Source organism: Methylocella sp., assembly GCA_037200525.1.
Classification (GTDB): Bacteria; Pseudomonadota; Alphaproteobacteria; order Rhizobiales; family Beijerinckiaceae; genus Methylocapsa.
This window is the reverse complement of record JBBCGG010000001.1, coordinates 68,667-85,855: the sequence shown is the minus strand read 5'-3', so window position 1 is coordinate 85,855 and position 17,189 is coordinate 68,667. Positions and strand designations below refer to the sequence as shown.

Annotated in this window: 18 protein-coding genes; 5 read left to right on the top strand and 13 right to left on the bottom strand. The window is 59.7% G+C overall.

Annotated elements, in window-relative coordinates; translation table 11 throughout:
* Positions 1-4 precede the first annotated feature (4 nt).
* The 9 genes from thiD to WDN46_00400 all read right to left on the bottom strand — a co-directional run bounded on the left by thiD (position 5) and on the right by WDN46_00400 (position 7,051).
* On the bottom strand, positions 5-820 hold the full coding sequence (thiD, locus tag WDN46_00440) for a bifunctional hydroxymethylpyrimidine kinase/phosphomethylpyrimidine kinase (protein ID MEJ0091948.1): 816 nt from the start codon (positions 818-820) through the stop codon (positions 5-7).
* Between the two features lie 26 nt (positions 821-846).
* Positions 847-1,353, bottom strand: a complete 507-nt coding sequence (locus tag WDN46_00435; GenBank protein ID MEJ0091947.1) for a DUF2937 family protein — start codon at positions 1,351-1,353, stop codon at positions 847-849.
* Between the two features lie 106 nt (positions 1,354-1,459).
* Entirely contained in the window at positions 1,460-1,714 is a 255-nt protein-coding gene (locus WDN46_00430) for a hypothetical protein (GenBank protein ID MEJ0091946.1), read from the bottom strand.
* A 75-nt stretch (positions 1,715-1,789) separates the two neighbouring features.
* Positions 1,790-2,797 (bottom strand): WD40 repeat domain-containing protein, encoded by a 1,008-nt coding sequence (locus WDN46_00425; GenBank protein ID MEJ0091945.1) that lies wholly within the window; start codon positions 2,795-2,797, stop codon positions 1,790-1,792.
* A 141-nt stretch (positions 2,798-2,938) separates the two neighbouring features.
* Entirely contained in the window at positions 2,939-3,976 is a 1,038-nt protein-coding gene (locus WDN46_00420; GenBank protein ID MEJ0091944.1) for a GTP-binding protein, read from the bottom strand.
* 162 nt (positions 3,977-4,138) lie between these two features.
* On the bottom strand, positions 4,139-4,999 hold the full coding sequence (locus tag WDN46_00415) for a metal ABC transporter substrate-binding protein (protein ID MEJ0091943.1): 861 nt from the start codon (positions 4,997-4,999) through the stop codon (positions 4,139-4,141).
* A 67-nt stretch (positions 5,000-5,066) separates the two neighbouring features.
* Positions 5,067-5,936: a metal ABC transporter permease gene (locus WDN46_00410; GenBank protein ID MEJ0091942.1), complete on the bottom strand. Its 870-nt coding sequence runs from the start codon at positions 5,934-5,936 to the stop codon at positions 5,067-5,069.
* A 203-nt stretch (positions 5,937-6,139) separates the two neighbouring features.
* Positions 6,140-6,880: an ABC transporter ATP-binding protein gene (locus WDN46_00405; GenBank protein MEJ0091941.1), complete on the bottom strand. Its 741-nt coding sequence runs from the start codon at positions 6,878-6,880 to the stop codon at positions 6,140-6,142.
* A gap of 24 nt (positions 6,881-6,904) precedes the next feature.
* Entirely contained in the window at positions 6,905-7,051 is a 147-nt protein-coding gene (locus WDN46_00400; protein ID MEJ0091940.1) for a hypothetical protein, read from the bottom strand.
* 232 nt (positions 7,052-7,283) lie between these two features.
* Here WDN46_00400 and WDN46_00395 point away from each other — a divergent pair, with 232 nt between their 5' ends.
* The gene (locus tag WDN46_00395) at positions 7,284-7,853 is read left to right on the top strand and encodes an SCO family protein (protein ID MEJ0091939.1); all 570 of its coding nucleotides are present in this window, start codon (positions 7,284-7,286) and stop codon (positions 7,851-7,853) included.
* A 29-nt stretch (positions 7,854-7,882) separates the two neighbouring features.
* Here the strand turns inward: WDN46_00395 and WDN46_00390 are convergent, their stop codons facing one another.
* Complete coding sequence (locus WDN46_00390; GenBank protein ID MEJ0091938.1) at positions 7,883-8,566, bottom strand: transporter substrate-binding domain-containing protein; 684 nt, start codon at positions 8,564-8,566, stop codon at positions 7,883-7,885.
* 394 nt (positions 8,567-8,960) lie between these two features.
* Here WDN46_00390 and cysG point away from each other — a divergent pair, with 394 nt between their 5' ends.
* Positions 8,961-10,430, top strand: coding sequence for a siroheme synthase CysG (gene cysG / locus WDN46_00385; protein MEJ0091937.1), 1,470 nt, complete (start codon positions 8,961-8,963; stop codon positions 10,428-10,430).
* Between the two features lie 94 nt (positions 10,431-10,524).
* Positions 10,525-11,883 carry a TAXI family TRAP transporter solute-binding subunit gene (locus WDN46_00380; GenBank protein MEJ0091936.1) on the top strand — a complete coding sequence of 453 codons (1,359 nt, stop codon included), beginning with the start codon at positions 10,525-10,527 and terminating at the stop codon, positions 11,881-11,883.
* A gap of 47 nt (positions 11,884-11,930) precedes the next feature.
* Here the strand turns inward: WDN46_00380 and WDN46_00375 are convergent, their stop codons facing one another.
* Positions 11,931-12,203: a hypothetical protein gene (locus tag WDN46_00375; protein ID MEJ0091935.1), complete on the bottom strand. Its 273-nt coding sequence runs from the start codon at positions 12,201-12,203 to the stop codon at positions 11,931-11,933.
* A 330-nt stretch (positions 12,204-12,533) separates the two neighbouring features.
* On the opposite strand from WDN46_00375, the gene typA reads away from it, so the two are divergent.
* Positions 12,534-14,354, top strand: a complete 1,821-nt coding sequence (gene typA, locus WDN46_00370; protein MEJ0091934.1) for a translational GTPase TypA — start codon at positions 12,534-12,536, stop codon at positions 14,352-14,354.
* Between the two features lie 106 nt (positions 14,355-14,460).
* Here typA and WDN46_00365 read toward each other — a convergent pair whose 3' ends face one another.
* Positions 14,461-15,012, bottom strand: a complete 552-nt coding sequence (locus WDN46_00365) for a PadR family transcriptional regulator (protein MEJ0091933.1) — start codon at positions 15,010-15,012, stop codon at positions 14,461-14,463.
* A 238-nt stretch (positions 15,013-15,250) separates the two neighbouring features.
* On the opposite strand from WDN46_00365, the gene WDN46_00360 reads away from it, so the two are divergent.
* Positions 15,251-16,024, top strand: a complete 774-nt coding sequence (locus WDN46_00360) for a L,D-transpeptidase (protein MEJ0091932.1) — start codon at positions 15,251-15,253, stop codon at positions 16,022-16,024.
* A gap of 67 nt (positions 16,025-16,091) precedes the next feature.
* Here the strand turns inward: WDN46_00360 and mutM are convergent, their stop codons facing one another.
* Positions 16,092-16,970, bottom strand: coding sequence for a bifunctional DNA-formamidopyrimidine glycosylase/DNA-(apurinic or apyrimidinic site) lyase (mutM, locus tag WDN46_00355; protein ID MEJ0091931.1), 879 nt, complete (start codon positions 16,968-16,970; stop codon positions 16,092-16,094).
* Positions 16,971-17,189 lie beyond the last annotated feature (219 nt).

Genomic DNA, 17,189 nt, shown 5'->3' with positions numbered 1-17,189 from the left:
GACGTCAATTCCGCCAAAGATCATAAAAATGATGCGCTGGGCCATGTCCGTGGCCGACGTTCAGCTCATCGGCGGCTTTGAGCGCGCCTGTCAGATAGGATTTCGCCGCGCCAACTGCGTAGGCTAGCGGCAGGCCATGGCCAAGATAGGCGGCGATCGCCGACGATAGGGTACAGCCGGTGCCGTGCGTATTCTTAGTCGCGACGCGGGGCGCCGAAAAAAGCTGGCGGGCAGGACCGTCGAACAAAACATCGTCGGAGGAGGCGCCCTCGGCGTGGCCGCCCTTGATGAGCACGGCTTTTGCGCCGAGGCTTTGCAGTTGCCGGGCGGCCGCGCGGACCGACTCATCCTCAACGATTGCACGCCCGATGGTTGCGTGACCCGAGAGGGCGGCGGCTTCGGCAAGGTTCGGCGTCACGAGCGTTGCGAGTGGAAAGAGATGGCGGATCATCGCCGGCCCGACATCGGAGGCGGCTAGGGCGTCGCCGCTGGTTGCGACAAGCACCGGATCGAGCACGATGAATTGCGGCTTGTGAACGGCCAGCCTGTCGGCCACGACCTCGACAATCGCGGCCGATGCGAGCATCCCGATTTTCACGGCCGCGACGTCGATATCAGCAAAGATTGCGTCGATCTGTTCGGCGATGAAATTCGGCGGCGGCGCATGCACGGCAAAGACGCCATGCGTATTCTGCGCGGTCAAAGCGGTGATGACCGCCATGCCGTAGCAGCGCAGCGCGGCGAAGGTTTTGAGATCCGCCTGGATGCCGGCCCCTCCGCTCGGATCCGATCCGGCGATTGCGAGAAGATTGGGGGCCATGCTTCCTCCGCTCCGATTGCCTAGACCTAGCGGGCAGGCGCATGGCGCGCCTTGCGCGAACGCCGGAAGGGCATGGCGATCAGCCGCATCAATCCAAAACCGGCCAGAAAACCAAGGGCGCCAAGCGCAAACCCTTCGCCCGTTACGGGAACGGCGGGTTCATAGCTCGCATAAGCCCGGCGCGCGATCAAGGGATCGAAGTCGCCGATGAGCGTCAAAAGCCGCCCAACTTGGCCAGATTCCGCCATTGCGGTTTCGGTGCGCGACAGGACATTGAGACGCCGCACGACATCTTGCATCTGCAAGCCGCGCCCGCGTACGAACTGGTCGTTGTTTTCGGCAAGCCGCGCGACGCCTTGCTGCTCGGTGAGACCTTCGCGGGCGCTGTCTTCATCGAATCTCGCGACGATGGTCCGCAGTTCGTCGATCGCGCCGCCGAGTCTTTGGCGATATTGCTGCGCATATTCGGGGATCTGCGACGCCGCCACCGCGAAAACCAAGCCGAAGAAGAGCGCAAGCCTTCGAACGAGCATTGCGCTTGTCCTCTAACGGGAGCCTCGCAAAACGCTGTTGCCAACGAGCAAGGCCAGATCGAGGTTCCAGACGGCTTTTTTGGCGAGAATTCGGCGAACGCCGGTTTTAGGTCGGATCTTCGCGGTGCAGGTCGTGCACCCTTACGCCCCGCTCCAGAGACGACCGCCGCAGCCATTCGGGATGGCGCAGCGTGCGCAAGGTGTCCTCATAGCCCGAAGCCCAATATTCAATGCTCCCGCATGGAGGCCTCGGAAAATTCATAAGCGCGATATTGGCGATCGAAGGCCTGTTGGATTCTTCGATCATCTCCTTTTCGCCGGGCAGCAGCGCCTCCGGCGGAACGCGCTTCAGCGCCTTCATCAAGGGCGGTGCGGCGACAGTTACAAATGCAATATCACATCACGTTAACAAGAGCCGCCGCAACGCGGCTGAATGTCATGCCGGCATCGCAAGAAGGCCGGCATCGCCGTTGGCCGTCCCAAATAAAAGATGATTGCCGACGCCATCCCAACCAAGCGCGGTAATGGCTGCATCTGCGCCATCGCGATGATCCCGCACCAGAATTCCAGCTCCGTCGGTTGCCCGGCAAAGCAGCACCATACCGTCCTCGTAGCCTTGCGCCACCACGAGGGTCTTGGGATGGAACGCGACGCAGCTGACTTTTACGGGTCTTGCGCCGCATTCGCGCGGGTTCTTTTTCATCGGGCCGTCCTTTGAATTGAACGGCCAGATAATGCTGGCGTCGGCCCCCGATGTCGCCAGCCATTGACCGTCGAAGGACCAGGATAAGGAGCGCGGCTTGGCCGGATAGCCGCTAAGGCGCAAGTCCTTCTTGTCGGTCATGCGCCAGGCGTGGAGAGCGTTCTCCTGCATCGAGGTCACCAAAAAGCGCCCGTCAGGCGAGGCGGTGATATCGAGATGAGAGCCTTTCCACTCGAATGTCTCGGGCGCAGCCGCGGCGTTTGGAAACCAGGCCGTCGCGCCATTATAATGCGACATGGCGATCCTGTAGCCTTTCGGCAGGAAAGCTACGCCGCGAACCGTCGAAGGGGCGTCGAAGGTTTTGATTTCGCCTTTGGGATCGCGGGCGAAGATCTGCTTGCCGCAGGACCACGCAATGGAGCCGTCGTCTCGCGCGGCGAGGGCGTCGATCCACTTGCCTTTCTCGCGCGCGAGCTCCTGCATGGAGCCGTCTTCGGAGATGATCGCGACGCGCCCATCATCGCCGCCGGTGACGAGCTTTTGTCCAGACTTGGCCGCGACGAGGATGGCGGCGCCAGGATGCGCCGCGATGTGTTTTTCTGCGCCCGCGGCTGCAAGAAACACGCTGCCGTCGCCGAGCGCCAGCGCCGGGATCTCCCCGAGGAAAAACGCCGCGGTGACTGGCGCGCCTGCATCAAAGGCTGTGACATTCGCGGTTAGCGAGGCCGGGGATTGAGCCATCATTTCACTCGGAATTGCGCCTTGTTCGGCGAAGGCGGGATCGCATCAATTTCAATCGATTCGACGCGATGCATCTTGTCTCAACGCATGATCGGATCCGAAAATTCGGCAACTTCTCGGGATTATCCTTCGCGGGCAGTATCAGGCTGCGCAGGCCAAAAAGCCTTGCCGGATTTCGTCCTGTTTCAGATAGTGGCCGATGAAGACGATGCGGCTGACGCGCTTCTCGCCCGGCTTCCAATCGCGTTGCAGATCGCCGTCGAGGATCATGTGGACGCCCTGGAAAACGAAGCGCTTCGGCTCGTTCTTGAAGGCGAGAATGCCTTTGGAGCGCAGGATTGAGGCGCCCTCCGTCTGGATATAATCGTTCAGCCAGGGCATGAACTTTTCCGGGTCGACATCGCCGTCGATCGACAAAGCGACAGATTGCATCTCCTCGTCGTGGTAGTGTTTCAAGCCGTGCGATTTGTGGTCGTGATGTTCATGCGCATGATGCTCGTCATGATGATCATGAGCGTGATCATGCTCTTCTTCGACCTCCAGAAATTGCGGCTCGATTTCCAGAATGCGATCGAGATCGAAAGCGTTGCGGCCGAGCACCGCATCTATTGGCACATTGCATTTTACGGCCTTGTGCAATTTTGCATAAGGGTTGATCGCGCGTATGCGCGCTTCAACGTCTTGCAATTCGTCGGCGCTGACGAGATCGATTTTGTTCAAGATGATGACGTCGGCGAAAGCGATCTGGTTCTTGGCTTCCGGCGCGTCCTTCAGCCGCTCGGCCAGCCATTTGGCGTCGGCGACAGTCACGACGGCGTCGAGCCGCGCGGCGTTCTGCACGTCCGCGTCGACAAAGAAGGTCTGCGCCACTGGAGCTGGATCGGCAAGACCCGTGGTCTCGACGATGATCGCGTCGAACTTGCCTTTGCGTTTCATCAAGCCTTCGATGATGCGGATGAGATCGCCGCGAACCGTGCAGCAGATGCAACCATTGTTCATCTCGAACACTTCTTCGTCGGCTCCGACGATGAGGTCGTTGTCGATGCCGATTTCGCCAAATTCATTGACGATGACGGCGAATTTCTGGCCATGGTCTTCGGATAGAATGCGGTTCAAAAGCGTCGTCTTGCCGGCGCCGAGATAGCCGGTCAGCACGGTGACGGGAATTTTTTCGGCCATGCGATACTCCGAGAGCTTGGGCGTCAGGAACGGCGAAACCGGCCTCGCGCCGAAACGCGAGACGCCGCAACGCCCTCACCCATCCGTTTTCAGCCTAGACTTGTCCCTTTTTGGAAGAAGACGTCAAGGCTGGTTCGCAAGCGGAGTCAGAGGCCATCTACGCTATTTCGCCAGTGCGGCGCTGAGCTCCTTGATGTTGTTGCGCATCATGTCGATGTAGGTCGAGCCCGGACCGTCAAGAGGCGAAAGCGCGTCGGAAAACAACGTCCCCCCGATTTTCGCGCCGCTTTCTTCCGCGATCCTTTGCGCTACTCGCGGATCAGAAATGTTTTCCAGAAACACGGCTGGTATTTTCTGGGCCTTGATCTGACGGATGATTTTGGCGACGTCGCGGGCGCTCGCCTCGGTCTCGGTCGAGACGCCTTCAGGCGCGACGAATTTGAAGCCATAGGCGGCTCCGAAATAGCCAAAGGCGTCATGTGTCGTGATAATTTCGCGACCGTCCGGCGGAATTTTGGCGATCGCGGCGACGACTTCGGCCTCGAGCGCAGTAAGTTTTTCAATATAGGCGTCCGCATTGGCGCGATAGGCCGCAGCGCCGTCAGGATCGACCTGGATCAGGCCATCGCGGATATTGGCGACGTAGATTTTGGCGTAGACGATGGCCTGCCAAGCGTGGGGGTCCTGGCCGATTTTCCCATCTTCCTCCATTTTCCGGGGCTTGATCCCTTTCGTCGCGACGATGACCGGGGCCTTGGTTCCCGAAGCTTTGACGAGGCGATCGATCCAGCCTTCGAGTCCGAGGCCATTGACCAGAATCAACCGCGCTTCATTGAGGTTTTTCGCGTCCGCGGGCGACGGCTGATAGACGTGGGTGTCGCCATTTGGCCCAACCAGCGATATGACGTTGACCCGATCGCTGCCGACATTGCGGGCGAAGTCAGCCAATATGGAGAAGGTTGCGACGACCGGCAGTGGCGTGGCGGGAGACTGCGCCAGCGCGGGCGACAGCGTGGCCAGCATGCAGGCTGCCATTGAGGTTATAACATAACGTATGCAGCGCATAATGCTTCCTTTGGATCGTAAGCTCTCAGGCTTCGAGATGGCGGCGAGGCCGCAGCCGGCGAAGCAGGCCGCCGGCGGGGCCAAACACCAGCGCCAGAAGATAAAACAAGCCCGCCGTCAGGATGATCAGCGGGCCAGAAGGCAGCCCGGCATAAAATGAGATGATAAGTCCGGCGTAGCTCGCGAGCATTCCCTGCCCCGCCGCAAGCGCGATCATTGCAGTCATGTCCCGCGCGATGAGCCGCGCGGACGCGGCCGGGAGCATCATCATGCCGACGGCGAGCAAGGTGCCGAGCGCATGAAATCCGCCGACGAGATTGAGCACGACGAGAGTCAGAAAAATGATCTGCGTCGGTCCGCCCGCCCGCCCGACGGAGGCGAGAAAGCCGGGGTCGACCGTCTCCATCACCAAAGGCCGGTAGAGCAGCGCAAGACCAATCAGGGTCAGGGTCGAGATCGAGGCCAGCAGGAGGAGCGTTGCGTCGTCAAGGGCGAGCACGCTGCCAAAAAGCACATGCAGAATATCGATGTTCGAGCCGCGCAGAGAAATAACGGTGACGCCCAGCGCCAATGAGATGAGATAAAACGCGGCCATCGAGGCGTCTTCGCGCAGAATCGTGGTGCGCGCGACGACGCCGGACCCGATGGCGACGAAGAGACCCGCGATGAGGCCCCCGATCGTCATCGGACCCAGCGCGAGGCCGGCGACAAGATAGCCGAGCGCCGCGCCCGGCAGGATGGCGTGGGCCATGGCGTCGCCGCTCAGCGCCATGCGGCGTAAAATGAGAAACACGCCAAGCGGCGAGCTGGCCAGCGCCAGCGCCATGGAGCCGACAAGCGCCCGGCGCATAAACTCGAACTCAATGAAAGGCTCGACTAACACTTTATACAGCATGAGAGATATTCGAGCCTGGTTGTCTTAAACGACGCATATTGTTTGGCGCATGATCTCGTCCAAAAACTCTGCGACTTTTTGGGATCATGCTGTTCGTTTCAGCGCATGATCTTATCCAAAAAGTCGGCAACTTTTTGGGATCATGCTGTTCGTTTCAGCGCATGATCTTATCCAAAAAGTCGGCAACTTTTTGGGATCATGCTTTAAGCCGCTTGCGGACAATTCTGCGCCTGACGGTCGAAAGCCTCGATCATCGAGCGCGCCTTCAACAGATTTTGCGGAGTGAGGACGTCGCGCGTGTTTCCCCATGCAATTTTTTCGCGCGCCAACAAAAGAGTTTGCGGGAAATGTTCGCGCACCAGATCCATATCGTGCAGAACGGCGAGCACTGTGCGCTTTTCGCTGCGCCAGCGCGCGACGAGAAGCAGGAGATCCGCGGTGGTCTTGGAATCGATTGCGGTGAATGGCTCGTCGAGCAGGATGACGGCGGCATCCTGAAGCAGCAACCGCGCGAACAGCATGCGCTGCAATTGGCCGCCCGACAGGGTTCCGATCGCGCGGTCCTCGAAACCCTCGAGGCCAACAGCGGCGATCGCATTGCCAATTTTGGCTAACTCGCGCTTGGCGATGGCGCCGAAGAGGCCGCAACGAGACCATAGCCCCATGGCGACCACATCAAAGACGCTGATCGGAAAGCTCTTGTCGATATCGGACGCCTGCGGCAGATAGGCGATTTCGCGCGCCTTGACTCGCGGCAAAGCGACCGAACCGCTGAGCGGCGCCAGCGATCCGGTGATGGCCTTGAGCAATGTTGACTTGCCCGCGCCATTGGGGCCGCAGATCGCGAGCAACGCGCCGCTCTCGACGTCGCCATCGAGGTGATGCACCGCCGGATGACGGTCATAACCAAGCGTGAGGTTGCTGAAACGGATGGCTGCCGTCATCGAAGATCCCTTTGGCGAGCCATGCTAGTGCAGGGCCCAATAGACGGAAGCCCATAAGGCCGCGACAAGAATAAGGACGCCGCCAAAGCGCGTTGAAGCCGAGAGGCGCAGCAGCGAAAACATGGGAGCGGCGGAGGCCCGTGCGGAACGGATAGGGAGCATTATGCTCATGCGAGGCTCCATCAGAAAGTAACTTTATAACATATGCTCAACGTTGGACAAGGCGCGAATGTGTCCGGATCGCCTGTTTTTAGGCGGCGCGGCGAAGCCGCTTGAGCGTGGCGGCAAATTGCAACGCCCGAGACCCGATCAAAGAGATGCCGGGAAATATTTTCAATTTTTCGTGGATTGGAATGGCCGGCCTAGTTTGCTAGCTTAGACTATGACTAAAGCTTCGCGCCAAATGCTGTTTATCGTTCTCGGCTTGGCCATCGGCCTCGCTGCGCTAGCAAATTTTTTTGCCTATAGCGGCCGCTCCGAGCGCGCAGGGCAAGGCACAGCCGCGATCGGCGGTCCTTTTACGATGACGGCGCAGGATGGCCGCATCGTGAGCGACAAGGACCTCGCGGGGCATCCCTATCTGGTGTTTTTCGGCTATACGCATTGCCCGGATTTCTGTCCGACCACGCTGACCGAGATTTCCGCCGCCTTCAAGGCGATGGGCGACGACAAAAAAATCGCTGCCTTGTTCGTCACGGTCGATCCAGAGCGCGATACGCCAGATATGATGAAAACATATCTTGAGAGCTTCGATCCGCGCATTATAGGGCTTTCCGCCGATGCCGAGAAAACGCGGGCCATGGCCAAGGCGTTCAAGGTTTATTTCAAGAAGCGGGCGACCGAAAACGACGATTATACGATGGATCACACCGGCGTCGTCTATCTCATGGACAAGAACGGCCGTTTCGTGAACGCATTCAATTCGGCTCAACCTGCCAAACAGGCCGCCAGCGAGCTCGAGAAATACTTGTGACCTTGGCCCTGCGGCGCGATGCTTGAGGCTCAATAAAATCCCAGCGGGAAATATTTGAGATAGAGGTCGGTGTAAACGCCCCGCGCGGCGAGGTTGGCGAGAGCATAGTCGAGCGCCTGGCGCAAAAGCGGGTTGTCCTTTTTGACCGCAATGCCGACGCCTTCTCCGAAAAAGCGGCTGTCGAGAAAGGGGCCACCGAGAAAACCGCAGCAACCGTGGGCGTCTTGACCCTGCAGCCAGAAACTTAAGGTAACGCCGTCGCCAAATAGCGCGTCGATTTCGCCTTTTGCGAGCGCCTCCGCCAGCGCTTTTTGCGAGTCGTAGGACTTGCGGACCGTGCCGGTGAAAAACGCCTCGAGAAAGGCTTCATGCGCGCTACGGGCGAGAACGCCGACGGTTCTGCCGCGCAGGGTTTCGGGGACGGCATCGCTGAGTTTCGTCGTTTTCAGCGCGACGAAACGGGCTGGGGTTTTGGCGTAGGGCGACGTGAAATCGAGCTTGGCTCTCGTTTGCTCGTCGATGCGGAGCGAGGCGATGATCGCATCGCCTTGATTATCCTCGAGGCTGTCGATCAATGTGTCCCAGCGCCGCGCCTGGATCGTGCAGGTGATTTTCAACTCCTCGCAAATGGCGCGGGAGAGATCAATGTCGAAACCAGCGAGGGTTCCATCCGGCTGTGCGAAATGGAACGGCGGATAATCATCCTCGGTCAAGAAGCGCAGGCTGCGCAGATTCGCGAGGTCCGGTTTCGCTGGGCGATTGTGCGGGTCCCAAAAGCTCGGCGTGAAAACCTGCGGTTGGGCCAACGCCGAGCTTACGCAAGCCAAGCTTAAGCAAGCAACAAAAGCGGCCAAGAGAGCAAACGCCGCGTCACCCAACCTCAAGACTCGATTCATCATGCTACTGTTTCTGTAAAATCCGCGCCAACGGCCGGACGAGGGCGACGCATAAAGCTTTCGCTCAAGCCTTGCGGCATGTTCGCACGAAATCAGAAGTTGCTCCAGAGCTGGCCGCGCGTGCTATCCTGCTGCTCTCAAGGCTCAAAATTCATTGCCGTTCGCCTTGAAAAATTGCCGTTCGCCATGAAAAGAGGACAAAAGCGCTTTTATGAATAAAGCACCGCCGCCAGAATCATCCGGCGAGTATGGCAGACCGATCATGCAGGGGCTCGCCGCGCTGCCGGTCTTTTTGACCCTCAAAGGCAGGCGCGCCGTGCTCGCTGGCGGCTCGAATGCGGCGCTGTGGAAGGCCGAGTTGCTGCAGGCCGCCGGAGCCGATCTAGACATTTTCAGCGCTGCGCCTTGCACGGGGCTTTTGGCTCTGGCGCAACGTCGCCCAAACATAAATCTTGTTCTGCGACAATTCGAGCCGGAGGATCTCGCCGGCGCGGCGCTGGCGATCGCCGATGCGGAGAGCGCGGCGGAGGCGGAACATTTTCAGCGCCTCGCGCGGGCCGCCAAGGTTCCGCTCAATATTATCGACAAGCCGGATTTTTCCGATTTCCAATTCGGCGCGATTGTCGATCGCTCTCCCCTCGTCATCGCGATCTCGACCGATGGCGCCTCGCCCATTTTGGCGCAAGCGCTTCGAGGAAGGATTGAGGCGATGCTGCCGGGCGCGATCAAGCTTTGGGTAAGCGCGGCCAAGGCTTGGCGGGAGCCTCTGAGGGCGCTCGGTCTGCCGGCAAAAACGCGTCGGCGGTTTTGGGAATTGTTCAACGCTAAAGCCTTCGCATCGCGCGCCGCGGGCCCTAGTGACGGCGCATTCGCAAAACTGCTTGCCGAAGTCGAATCCAGCGCGCCGATGGCGACGCAAGGATCGGTCGCGCTTGTCGGCGCCGGCCCCGGCGACCCGGAATTGCTGACGCTCAAGGCATTGCGGCTTCTCCAATCCGCCGACGCCGTTCTCTATGATGATCTCGTCGCTCCCGCCATCATCGAGATGGCGCGGCGGGAAGCGGAAAAAATCCCGGTCGGCAAACGCGGCTACCAGCCATCCTGCAAACAGGACCGCATCATTTCCCTGATGATCTCGCTCGCCTCCGAGGGCAAGCGCGTGGTGCGCCTGAAGGGCGGCGACCCAATGATCTTTGGCCGCGCCACCGAGGAGATCGCGGCGCTCCGCGCAGCCGGCATAGCAATCGAGGTCGCGCCCGGCGTCACCGCCGCGCTCGGGGCCGCCGCCGCCTTGCAAATGTCGCTGACCGAGCGCGACAAGGCGCGCCGGCTGCAATTCATAACCGCCCATGCCCATGACGGAAAGCTGCCAGAAGATATCGACTGGCGCGCGCTCAGCGATCCCCGCGCCTCAACCGTTGTCTATATGGGCGTTAGAACCCTTGGCGCGCTTGTCGAGCGGCTGCTGGCGCACGGAATGGATCCAAACACGCCGGCGCTCGTTGTCGAGCGCGCCACCTGCGCCGACGAGCGCCGCATTGCGGGTTCGATTGAAAGCCTGCCGGCTCAACTCGCCTCCGGCGAAGCGATGGGACCCTGCCTCATATTGATAGGGGCGGTTTTCGCTGTGTCTGCGGCTGAGCTGCCGGTGCGACAGACCATGGAGACCGCCGCGGATTAGCGAAGTCTGTCCGGTGAAGCTTCCTTCATGCGGCCTTGTTTCGATGATTGGCTGCATCTGAGCAAGGTAGAGGAGATTGTTGGCGGCCCCTGCAATGGACGTGCTTCGGGAGGACAGAATGCGCCGTCTCACGCTTTTGGCAGCCTGCGTTGGTTGCTCCGCGATCGCCGTCGCCGCCGGGGCGGGCATCTATCTGTACCAACGGCCGAACGTTCTTCGCGTCGCCGTAACGAGCGATAGCGACGATCAGGCGACTTTCGCAGCGCTAGCGCAGGAATTTACTGCAGCGCATGAACAGATTGCGCTAAAACTCGTCGCAGTCGATACGCTCGCCGAAAGCGCTCGCGCCTTTGATGATGACCGAGTCGACCTCGCGGTCGTGCGCAGCGATGTGTCCATGCCGGTGGACGGCCAGACTGTCCTGATCATGCATCGGGACGCCGTTGTGCTGATTGCGCCGGCGCAGTCGGAGCTTCGTTCCGTCAATGATCTGCGCGGCCGCAAAGTCGGAATCCTGAAAAGCGAACAGGCTGGCCGGGGGGCGAATCAATCTTTGCTCGATTCGGCGTTGGCCCAATATGACGTCGCGCCGGCCTCGGTCCGGCGAGTGCCGCTGACAATCGAAGAACTGCCTGAAGCGCTTGAACGCAGCGATGTTGATGTTGTTCTTGCAGTCGATGCGCCGGGATCGCCAGGCTTGGCCGAGGCGGTCGCGGCGATCGCGCGGATAGGGAATGGGCCTCCCGTTTTCATCCCGATCAAGGAAGCCAAAGCGATTGCCTCGCACTCGCCAAATTTCGAGTCGATTGAGATTTTGCGCGGCGCCTTTGGAGGCGCCCAGCCGAAGCCCTCGGAGAGTTTCGAAACGCTTGGGGCCAGCACGCGCCTTATCGCCCACCATAGCCTGAGCAATGACGTTATCGGCGACCTGACCGAATTGATGCTGAATGCAAAGCCGAGCCTTGCGGCGCATGTGCCAATCGCCAACAGCATCGAAGCGCCGTCAACCGAAAAAGGCGCGGGCCTTCCCGTTCATCCCGGCGCGCTTGCCTATCTTGGAGACGAAGAGCAGAGCTTTTTCGATAAATATAGCGATTTCATTTACATAGGCGCCATGCTCGCCAGTCTGTTCGGCACCGGGATTGCGGCGTTGGCGACTCGCTTCAATCGGCGGCAAAACCTCGATCTTGACCGGGTGCTGCAGCGCCTGCTGGACATTATCAAAGCCGCAAGATGCGCCGCATTCGCCGACGAGCTGGATGATCTCGAGAGGCAAGCCGATGAGATATTGGCTCAATCGCTGGCCCATGATTGGAATCACGCTCTGAGCGGGAGCCGCCTCGCCGCCACGAGCCTTGCATTGAATCAGGCGCGGCAGGCGATCGCCGAGCGCCGGCAAAGCTTCGGCGCGGCGGTTCGTCCGAGTTTCTCGCCCCGAATCGTCGGCGAGTAGCCTGCATATTAGCTGAGGCGGCGCCGATAATGCCCAAATTACGTGGACTATTCGCCCCCGGTTTTGTCGGCGGATAGTTGCGTCGGGGCGGGCGATCGATCCGCTTTGGCGATGCTGCTCATCCATCGCCTCAGCGCGACAATGCTCCAGACCGCCTCAACGACGCCAAAAGGCCAAGCTCCCTGCAAAAAACCGTAGATCGAACCGAGCATGCAGGCGGCTGCAAAGCCAAGAATATACCAGGTGCTGCGCTGCTCAAGCGCGTAAGTCACCAGCATGGCGGTGACGGCCACCAGCCCAAATAAAGTTAACCCATCCATATTTCTACCTTAGACGCCGCCGACGCCTCGCGCGCAATTTATATTTGTTTCCAAATTGGATTGTTTCGTATATGCAGTGCTGCACTGCGAAGACGCTATCCAAAATCGCTAGAGCATTCGGCCCTTGGTTCAACCGGGCTGTTGGCTCGCGCGGCGCTCGGTCGATGTGCAGAAGAGCCAAGCCGGCGCGACTCGACTCCAATCGGAGGCGACCTGGCCGGCTCTTTCTTATATTTCCGAGCACAAGAGAACGTTTGGATCGTCGTTGCTCCGTTTCGCCATCTCGCTTCAGGGCGAGATTTTGGCACATTGGTAAGATACGGCAACAAGATGAAGCTGCGCAATATTGCAATTATCGCCCACGTCGACCACGGCAAGACAACTCTTGTCGATCGCTTGCTCCAACAGTCCGGGGCGTTCCGCGACAATCAGCGGATTGTCGAAAGAGTCATGGATTCCAACGATCTTGAAAAAGAGCGCGGGATCACGATCATGGCGAAGGCGACGTCGATTGCCTGGAAAGACACGCGAATCAATATTGTCGACACGCCCGGCCACGCCGATTTCGGCGGCGAGGTGGAGCGCATCCTCTCGATGGTCGATGGCGCCATCGTTCTCGTCGACTCGTCCGAAGGGCCAATGCCGCAGACCAAATTCGTCGTCGGCAAGGCATTGAAGATCGGGCTGCGTCCGATAGTCGCCATCAACAAAGTCGATAGGCCGGACGCGCGGATCACCGAAGTGGTGAACGAGGTGTTCGATCTATTCGCCGCGCTCGACGCCACCGATGAGCAACTCGATTTTCCCATTCTATACGGCTCGGCGAAACAGGGCTGGATGGCGGATAGCCCGGATGGCCCGAAAGACGGCATGGGGCCCTTATTCGATCTGGTGCTGAAACATGTGCCGGCCCCGCGGATCGAAGAGGGCGGCTTTCGCATGCTCGGCACTCTGCTCGAGGCGAACCCGTATCTTGGCCGTCTCGTCACGGGGCGCGTATTTGCCGGCAGCGTCAAGCCGAATCAGTCGGTCAAGGTTCTGGATCGTCAGGGCAATGTCCTCGAGCAGGGACGGGTATCCAAGATTCTCGCCTTCCGCGGCATTGAACGCACCCCGATCGACGAGGCCGAAGCTGGCGACATCGTCGCCATCGCCGGCTTTGAAAAATTCAACGTCGCCGACACGCTGTGCGCCCCTGAAGTCGTCGAGCCTTTGCAGGCGCAGCCGATCGATCCGCCGACGCTATCGATGACTTTCCTCGTCAATGACTCGCCGCTCGCTGGAACCGAAGGCGACAAAGTGACGAGCCGCGTCATCCGCGACAGGCTTTACAGAGAAGGCCAGGGCAATGTCGCGCTCCGGATCGAAGACTCGCCAAACGCCGATTCCTTCGTCGTTTCGGGACGCGGCGAACTGCAATTGGCGATCCTGATCGAGACAATGCGTCGCGAGGGCTTCGAACTCGGCGTGTCGCGGCCCAAAGTGGTTTTCAAGAAAGCCGACGACGGCAAGACGCTTCTCGAGCCGATCGAGGAAGTCGTCATCGACGTCGATGAGGAGCATTCCGGCGTCGTCGTGCAGAAAATGGCCGAACGCAAAGCCGACATGGTGGAAATGCGCCCCTCCGGCGGCAACCGTCTCCGGCTCGTGTTTCACGCGCCGACGCGCGGATTGATTGGTTATCAAGGCGAGCTTCTGACCGACACGCGCGGCACTGCGATCATGAACCGCCTGTTCCATGAATATGCGCCATGGAAAGGCGAGATTGCCGGCCGGCGCAACGGCGTCTTGATCTCGAATGACAACGGCGAATCCGTCGCCTACGCGATGTGGAAGCTGGAAGATCGCGGCCCGATGATGATCGAGCCCGGCTGGAAGGTCTATCGCGGCATGATCGTCGGCGAGCATTCGCGCGAGAACGACCTTGAGATCAACGTGCTCAAGGGCAAGCAACTGACCAATATCCGCGCCGCCGGCAAGGACGAGGCGGTGCGCCTCACTCCGCCGATACGGATGACGCTCGAAAGAGCCCTCGCCTATATCGAGGACGATGAACTCGTCGAGGTCACGCCGAAGTCGATTCGCCTGCGGAAAATTTACCTCGATCCGAACGAGCGCAAACGCGCGTTCCGGTCAAAAGAGAGCGCCTGATTCCAGCGATTGTCTGAAGCGCTGGCTTTTCAGACAAGATCGTTCCCTGGAAAGGAAAAGTTGCGGCGCGATCGTTTCCTCCTGAAGCGATCGCGCCGCATTCATTTCAGCTCGCCTCGACGGTTTTTGCGGCTTCATCCAGAGTTCGGGCGATGACCGCGACCTGATCAGCGTCGAGCGGGCCGTGCGCGAGGCGCAGACGAAGCGCCGTTCTGAGGTTCTCCATCGCGCGAAGAATCTGCGGCGCCGGTCCGCCGCCGTGGCGCTCGTTGATTTCAGCCATGCGCGCGAAAATGGCTTCAACAGTCGCTTGATTCTGGTCGAGCGAAGCCTTGCCTTCCGGAGTGAGAGCGTAGAGCTTGCGCGGCCCGTCGGTCTCCTGAACGACGATATAGCCGAGTTCCTCCAGAAGGGTCAGCGTCGGATAGACGATGCCGGGACTGGGCGCATAGGCGCCCCCCAACCGGTCCTCGATCGCCTTGATCATCTCGTAGCCATGCGAAGGCTTCTCGCTGATCAGCTTCAAGAGGACGAAACGCAAATCTCCCTGCTCGAACATTCGTCCCCGGCCGCCGGGGCGGCCGAATCGGCGGTGACCGCCGAGGCTTGACGGCTCTTCGCCATGCGCAAAGCGCTGACTGCGGCTGTGGAATCTCATTTTTACCTCCAGCTTGAGTTGTCTGTATCCAGATATATCTTAACGTAAGATATATCTGGAATAGTCGAGATGCAAGCCTTTCGGTGAGAATCTTGACGCCGCCTTTCCAAAGGGCCGAACCTCAAGAAAGCGATCTTTTTGTGAAAGAAACGTCGACCGTGACTTTCCTGCAATATCGCGACGTGGTTTTCTGCTCTAGGGTTAATCAGAAACGAAATTCTTGCGGATGAGTCGTCCCATGTCCCAATTTAATCGACGTTTTTTCATTACGAGCGCCGCCGCTGCAGCAGGCCTCGGCCTTGCCGGCTGCGTTGGCTCACAGAATCAAATGGCTGCGGCGGTCCCCGCCTCCGGTTCGCCAGGGTCGCCGAACGCGCAGGCCGTAGCTGACGCCGGTCTCGAATCAGGCTCTGTTGATTATAGGGCGATGTATGCGGCGATTCCGGATGGTCAGTTTACCGTTCCCGCGACGAGCCTCTCCGACATCAATCCTGCGTTTTTGCGCAAAAGAGTCGCCTATGTGACCAATGAGGCGCCAGGCACGATCATCGTCGATCCCGCCAACCATTATCTTTACCACGTCGAAAGCGGCGGTAAGGCCATGCGTTATGGCGTCGGCGTCGGCCGCGAGGGTTTTGCTTGGTCGGGCGAGGCCAGGATCAAAAACAAACAGGAATGGCCGGATTGGTATCCGCCGCAGGAGATGCTTGATCGCCGGCCCGACCTCAAGAAGGTGATGGTCGAGCTTCAAAGCGGCATTGGCATGCATGGCGGCCCGGATAATCCGCTCGGAGCCCGAGCCATGTATCTGTGGCAAGGCAATCAGGATACGCTGTTCCGCATCCATGGCACGAACGAGCCGAAGACCATCGGCACAAGTGGATCGTCAGGCTGCATTCGCATGGTCAACCAGGACGCTGTCGACCTTTACAAGGCGACGGAACCCGGGACTAAGGTTGTCGTGCTTGGCAATATCGGAATGCCGCCCACGGCCAAGGTTGCGCGGTCTTGATGCGATAAGTCCGATTGAAACAACCGGCGCGCCCATCCGTGGACGCGTGCGCCGGTTGAACAAAATTTTATTTTTGACAAACCTCGCAAAAGAACGTCGACCGTCCAGCTTGCGTGATGCGTTGGATGGTGCCGCCGCATGAAGGCCGCGGACAGGGAATGCCTTCCCGGCCATAGACGCGGAAATTGTGCTGGAAATAGCCGAGCGATCCATCGGGCTGGCGATGATTGCGCAAGGATGACCCGCCAGCCGCCAGTGCCTCTTCCAGAACTTCCCGAATCATTTCAGCGAGCAGATGCGCGCGCGGGCTCGGGCTTCCATTCTTAAGCGCAAGGCTGCCTGCGGCGCGCCGGGGCGATAGGCCGGCGCGATGGAGCGCCTCGCAGACATATATATTGCCAAGCCCTGCGATCAGGCTTTGGTCAAGCAGGGCCGCCTTCAAGGTCGTCGTCTTGCCGGCGAACAGACGAGCGAGAGCTGCGCCATCAAGTTCATTGCCGAGCGGCTCCATCCCTATGTTCTTGAACAGCGGGTGGGCGGCGAGTTCAGCCCGCGCGATCAGATGCATGAAGCCGAATCGGCGCGGATCATTGTAGATAACGCGGTCACCGGTCGAGAGCGAGAAGACGACATGATCATGCGTTTCGTTCTTCGCTGCGCCGGCGCAAGGCGAAAGGCTTTGCGCGCCTTGCCCAGTCTCCACGCGAAATGAGCCGGACATGCCAAGATGTATCGCCAGCACCTGAGCATCGTCGAGATCGGCCAGCAGATATTTGGCTCTGCGTCCGAGCGCCTCAATGCGCCGGCCGGCCAAGCGCGTGGAAAACCCATCGGGGAAAGGGAAACGCAGATCCGGCCGTCTTTGGTCAACGCTAGCGAAACGCGCGCCAACCATCACTGGTTCGAGTCCGCGGCGAACCGTTTCGACTTCGGGCAGTTCCGGCACCTTTTTGGCGTCCTTGCTGTTGTGCCGGCTGGGTCGGATCCGCCGCAAGCTTGGCGGCGTTCCTTTGCGGCGATGCCGGCCGCTGATGCCATTACTGGTCTTGCTGCGCAAGGGGCGCGCCAGCAGCTCGCCGTCCCTTTACTCTCATCGCGTGATCGTCATCCGAAAACTCTGCGCTTTTTCGGGATCATGCTCTAAACCCAGAGCCGAAGCGGCGCT

Excerpts from the sequence above, each read along its gene's own strand:
- thiD (MEJ0091948.1), bottom strand. The coding sequence starts at position 820 with ATGGCCCCCAATCTTCTCGCAATCGCCGGATCGGATCCGAGCGGAGGG.
- WDN46_00435 (MEJ0091947.1), bottom strand. The coding sequence starts at position 1,353 with ATGCTCGTTCGAAGGCTTGCGCTCTTCTTCGGCTTGGTTTTCGCGGTG.
- WDN46_00430 (MEJ0091946.1), bottom strand. The coding sequence starts at position 1,714 with ATGAAGGCGCTGAAGCGCGTTCCGCCGGAGGCGCTGCTGCCCGGCGAA.
- WDN46_00425 (MEJ0091945.1), bottom strand. The coding sequence starts at position 2,797 with ATGGCTCAATCCCCGGCCTCGCTAACCGCGAATGTCACAGCCTTTGAT.
- WDN46_00420 (MEJ0091944.1), bottom strand. The coding sequence starts at position 3,976 with ATGGCCGAAAAAATTCCCGTCACCGTGCTGACCGGCTATCTCGGCGCC.
- WDN46_00415 (MEJ0091943.1), bottom strand. The coding sequence starts at position 4,999 with ATGCTGGCCACGCTGTCGCCCGCGCTGGCGCAGTCTCCCGCCACGCCA.
- WDN46_00410 (MEJ0091942.1), bottom strand. The coding sequence starts at position 5,936 with ATGCTGTATAAAGTGTTAGTCGAGCCTTTCATTGAGTTCGAGTTTATG.
- WDN46_00405 (MEJ0091941.1), bottom strand. The coding sequence starts at position 6,880 with ATGACGGCAGCCATCCGTTTCAGCAACCTCACGCTTGGTTATGACCGT.
- WDN46_00400 (MEJ0091940.1), bottom strand. The coding sequence starts at position 7,051 with ATGAGCATAATGCTCCCTATCCGTTCCGCACGGGCCTCCGCCGCTCCC.
- WDN46_00395 (MEJ0091939.1), top strand. The coding sequence starts at position 7,284 with ATGCTGTTTATCGTTCTCGGCTTGGCCATCGGCCTCGCTGCGCTAGCA.
- cysG (MEJ0091937.1), top strand. The coding sequence starts at position 8,961 with ATGAATAAAGCACCGCCGCCAGAATCATCCGGCGAGTATGGCAGACCG.
- WDN46_00380 (MEJ0091936.1), top strand. The coding sequence starts at position 10,525 with ATGGACGTGCTTCGGGAGGACAGAATGCGCCGTCTCACGCTTTTGGCA.
- WDN46_00375 (MEJ0091935.1), bottom strand. The coding sequence starts at position 12,203 with ATGGATGGGTTAACTTTATTTGGGCTGGTGGCCGTCACCGCCATGCTG.
- typA (MEJ0091934.1), top strand. The coding sequence starts at position 12,534 with ATGAAGCTGCGCAATATTGCAATTATCGCCCACGTCGACCACGGCAAG.
- WDN46_00365 (MEJ0091933.1), bottom strand. The coding sequence starts at position 15,012 with ATGAGATTCCACAGCCGCAGTCAGCGCTTTGCGCATGGCGAAGAGCCG.
- WDN46_00360 (MEJ0091932.1), top strand. The coding sequence starts at position 15,251 with ATGTCCCAATTTAATCGACGTTTTTTCATTACGAGCGCCGCCGCTGCA.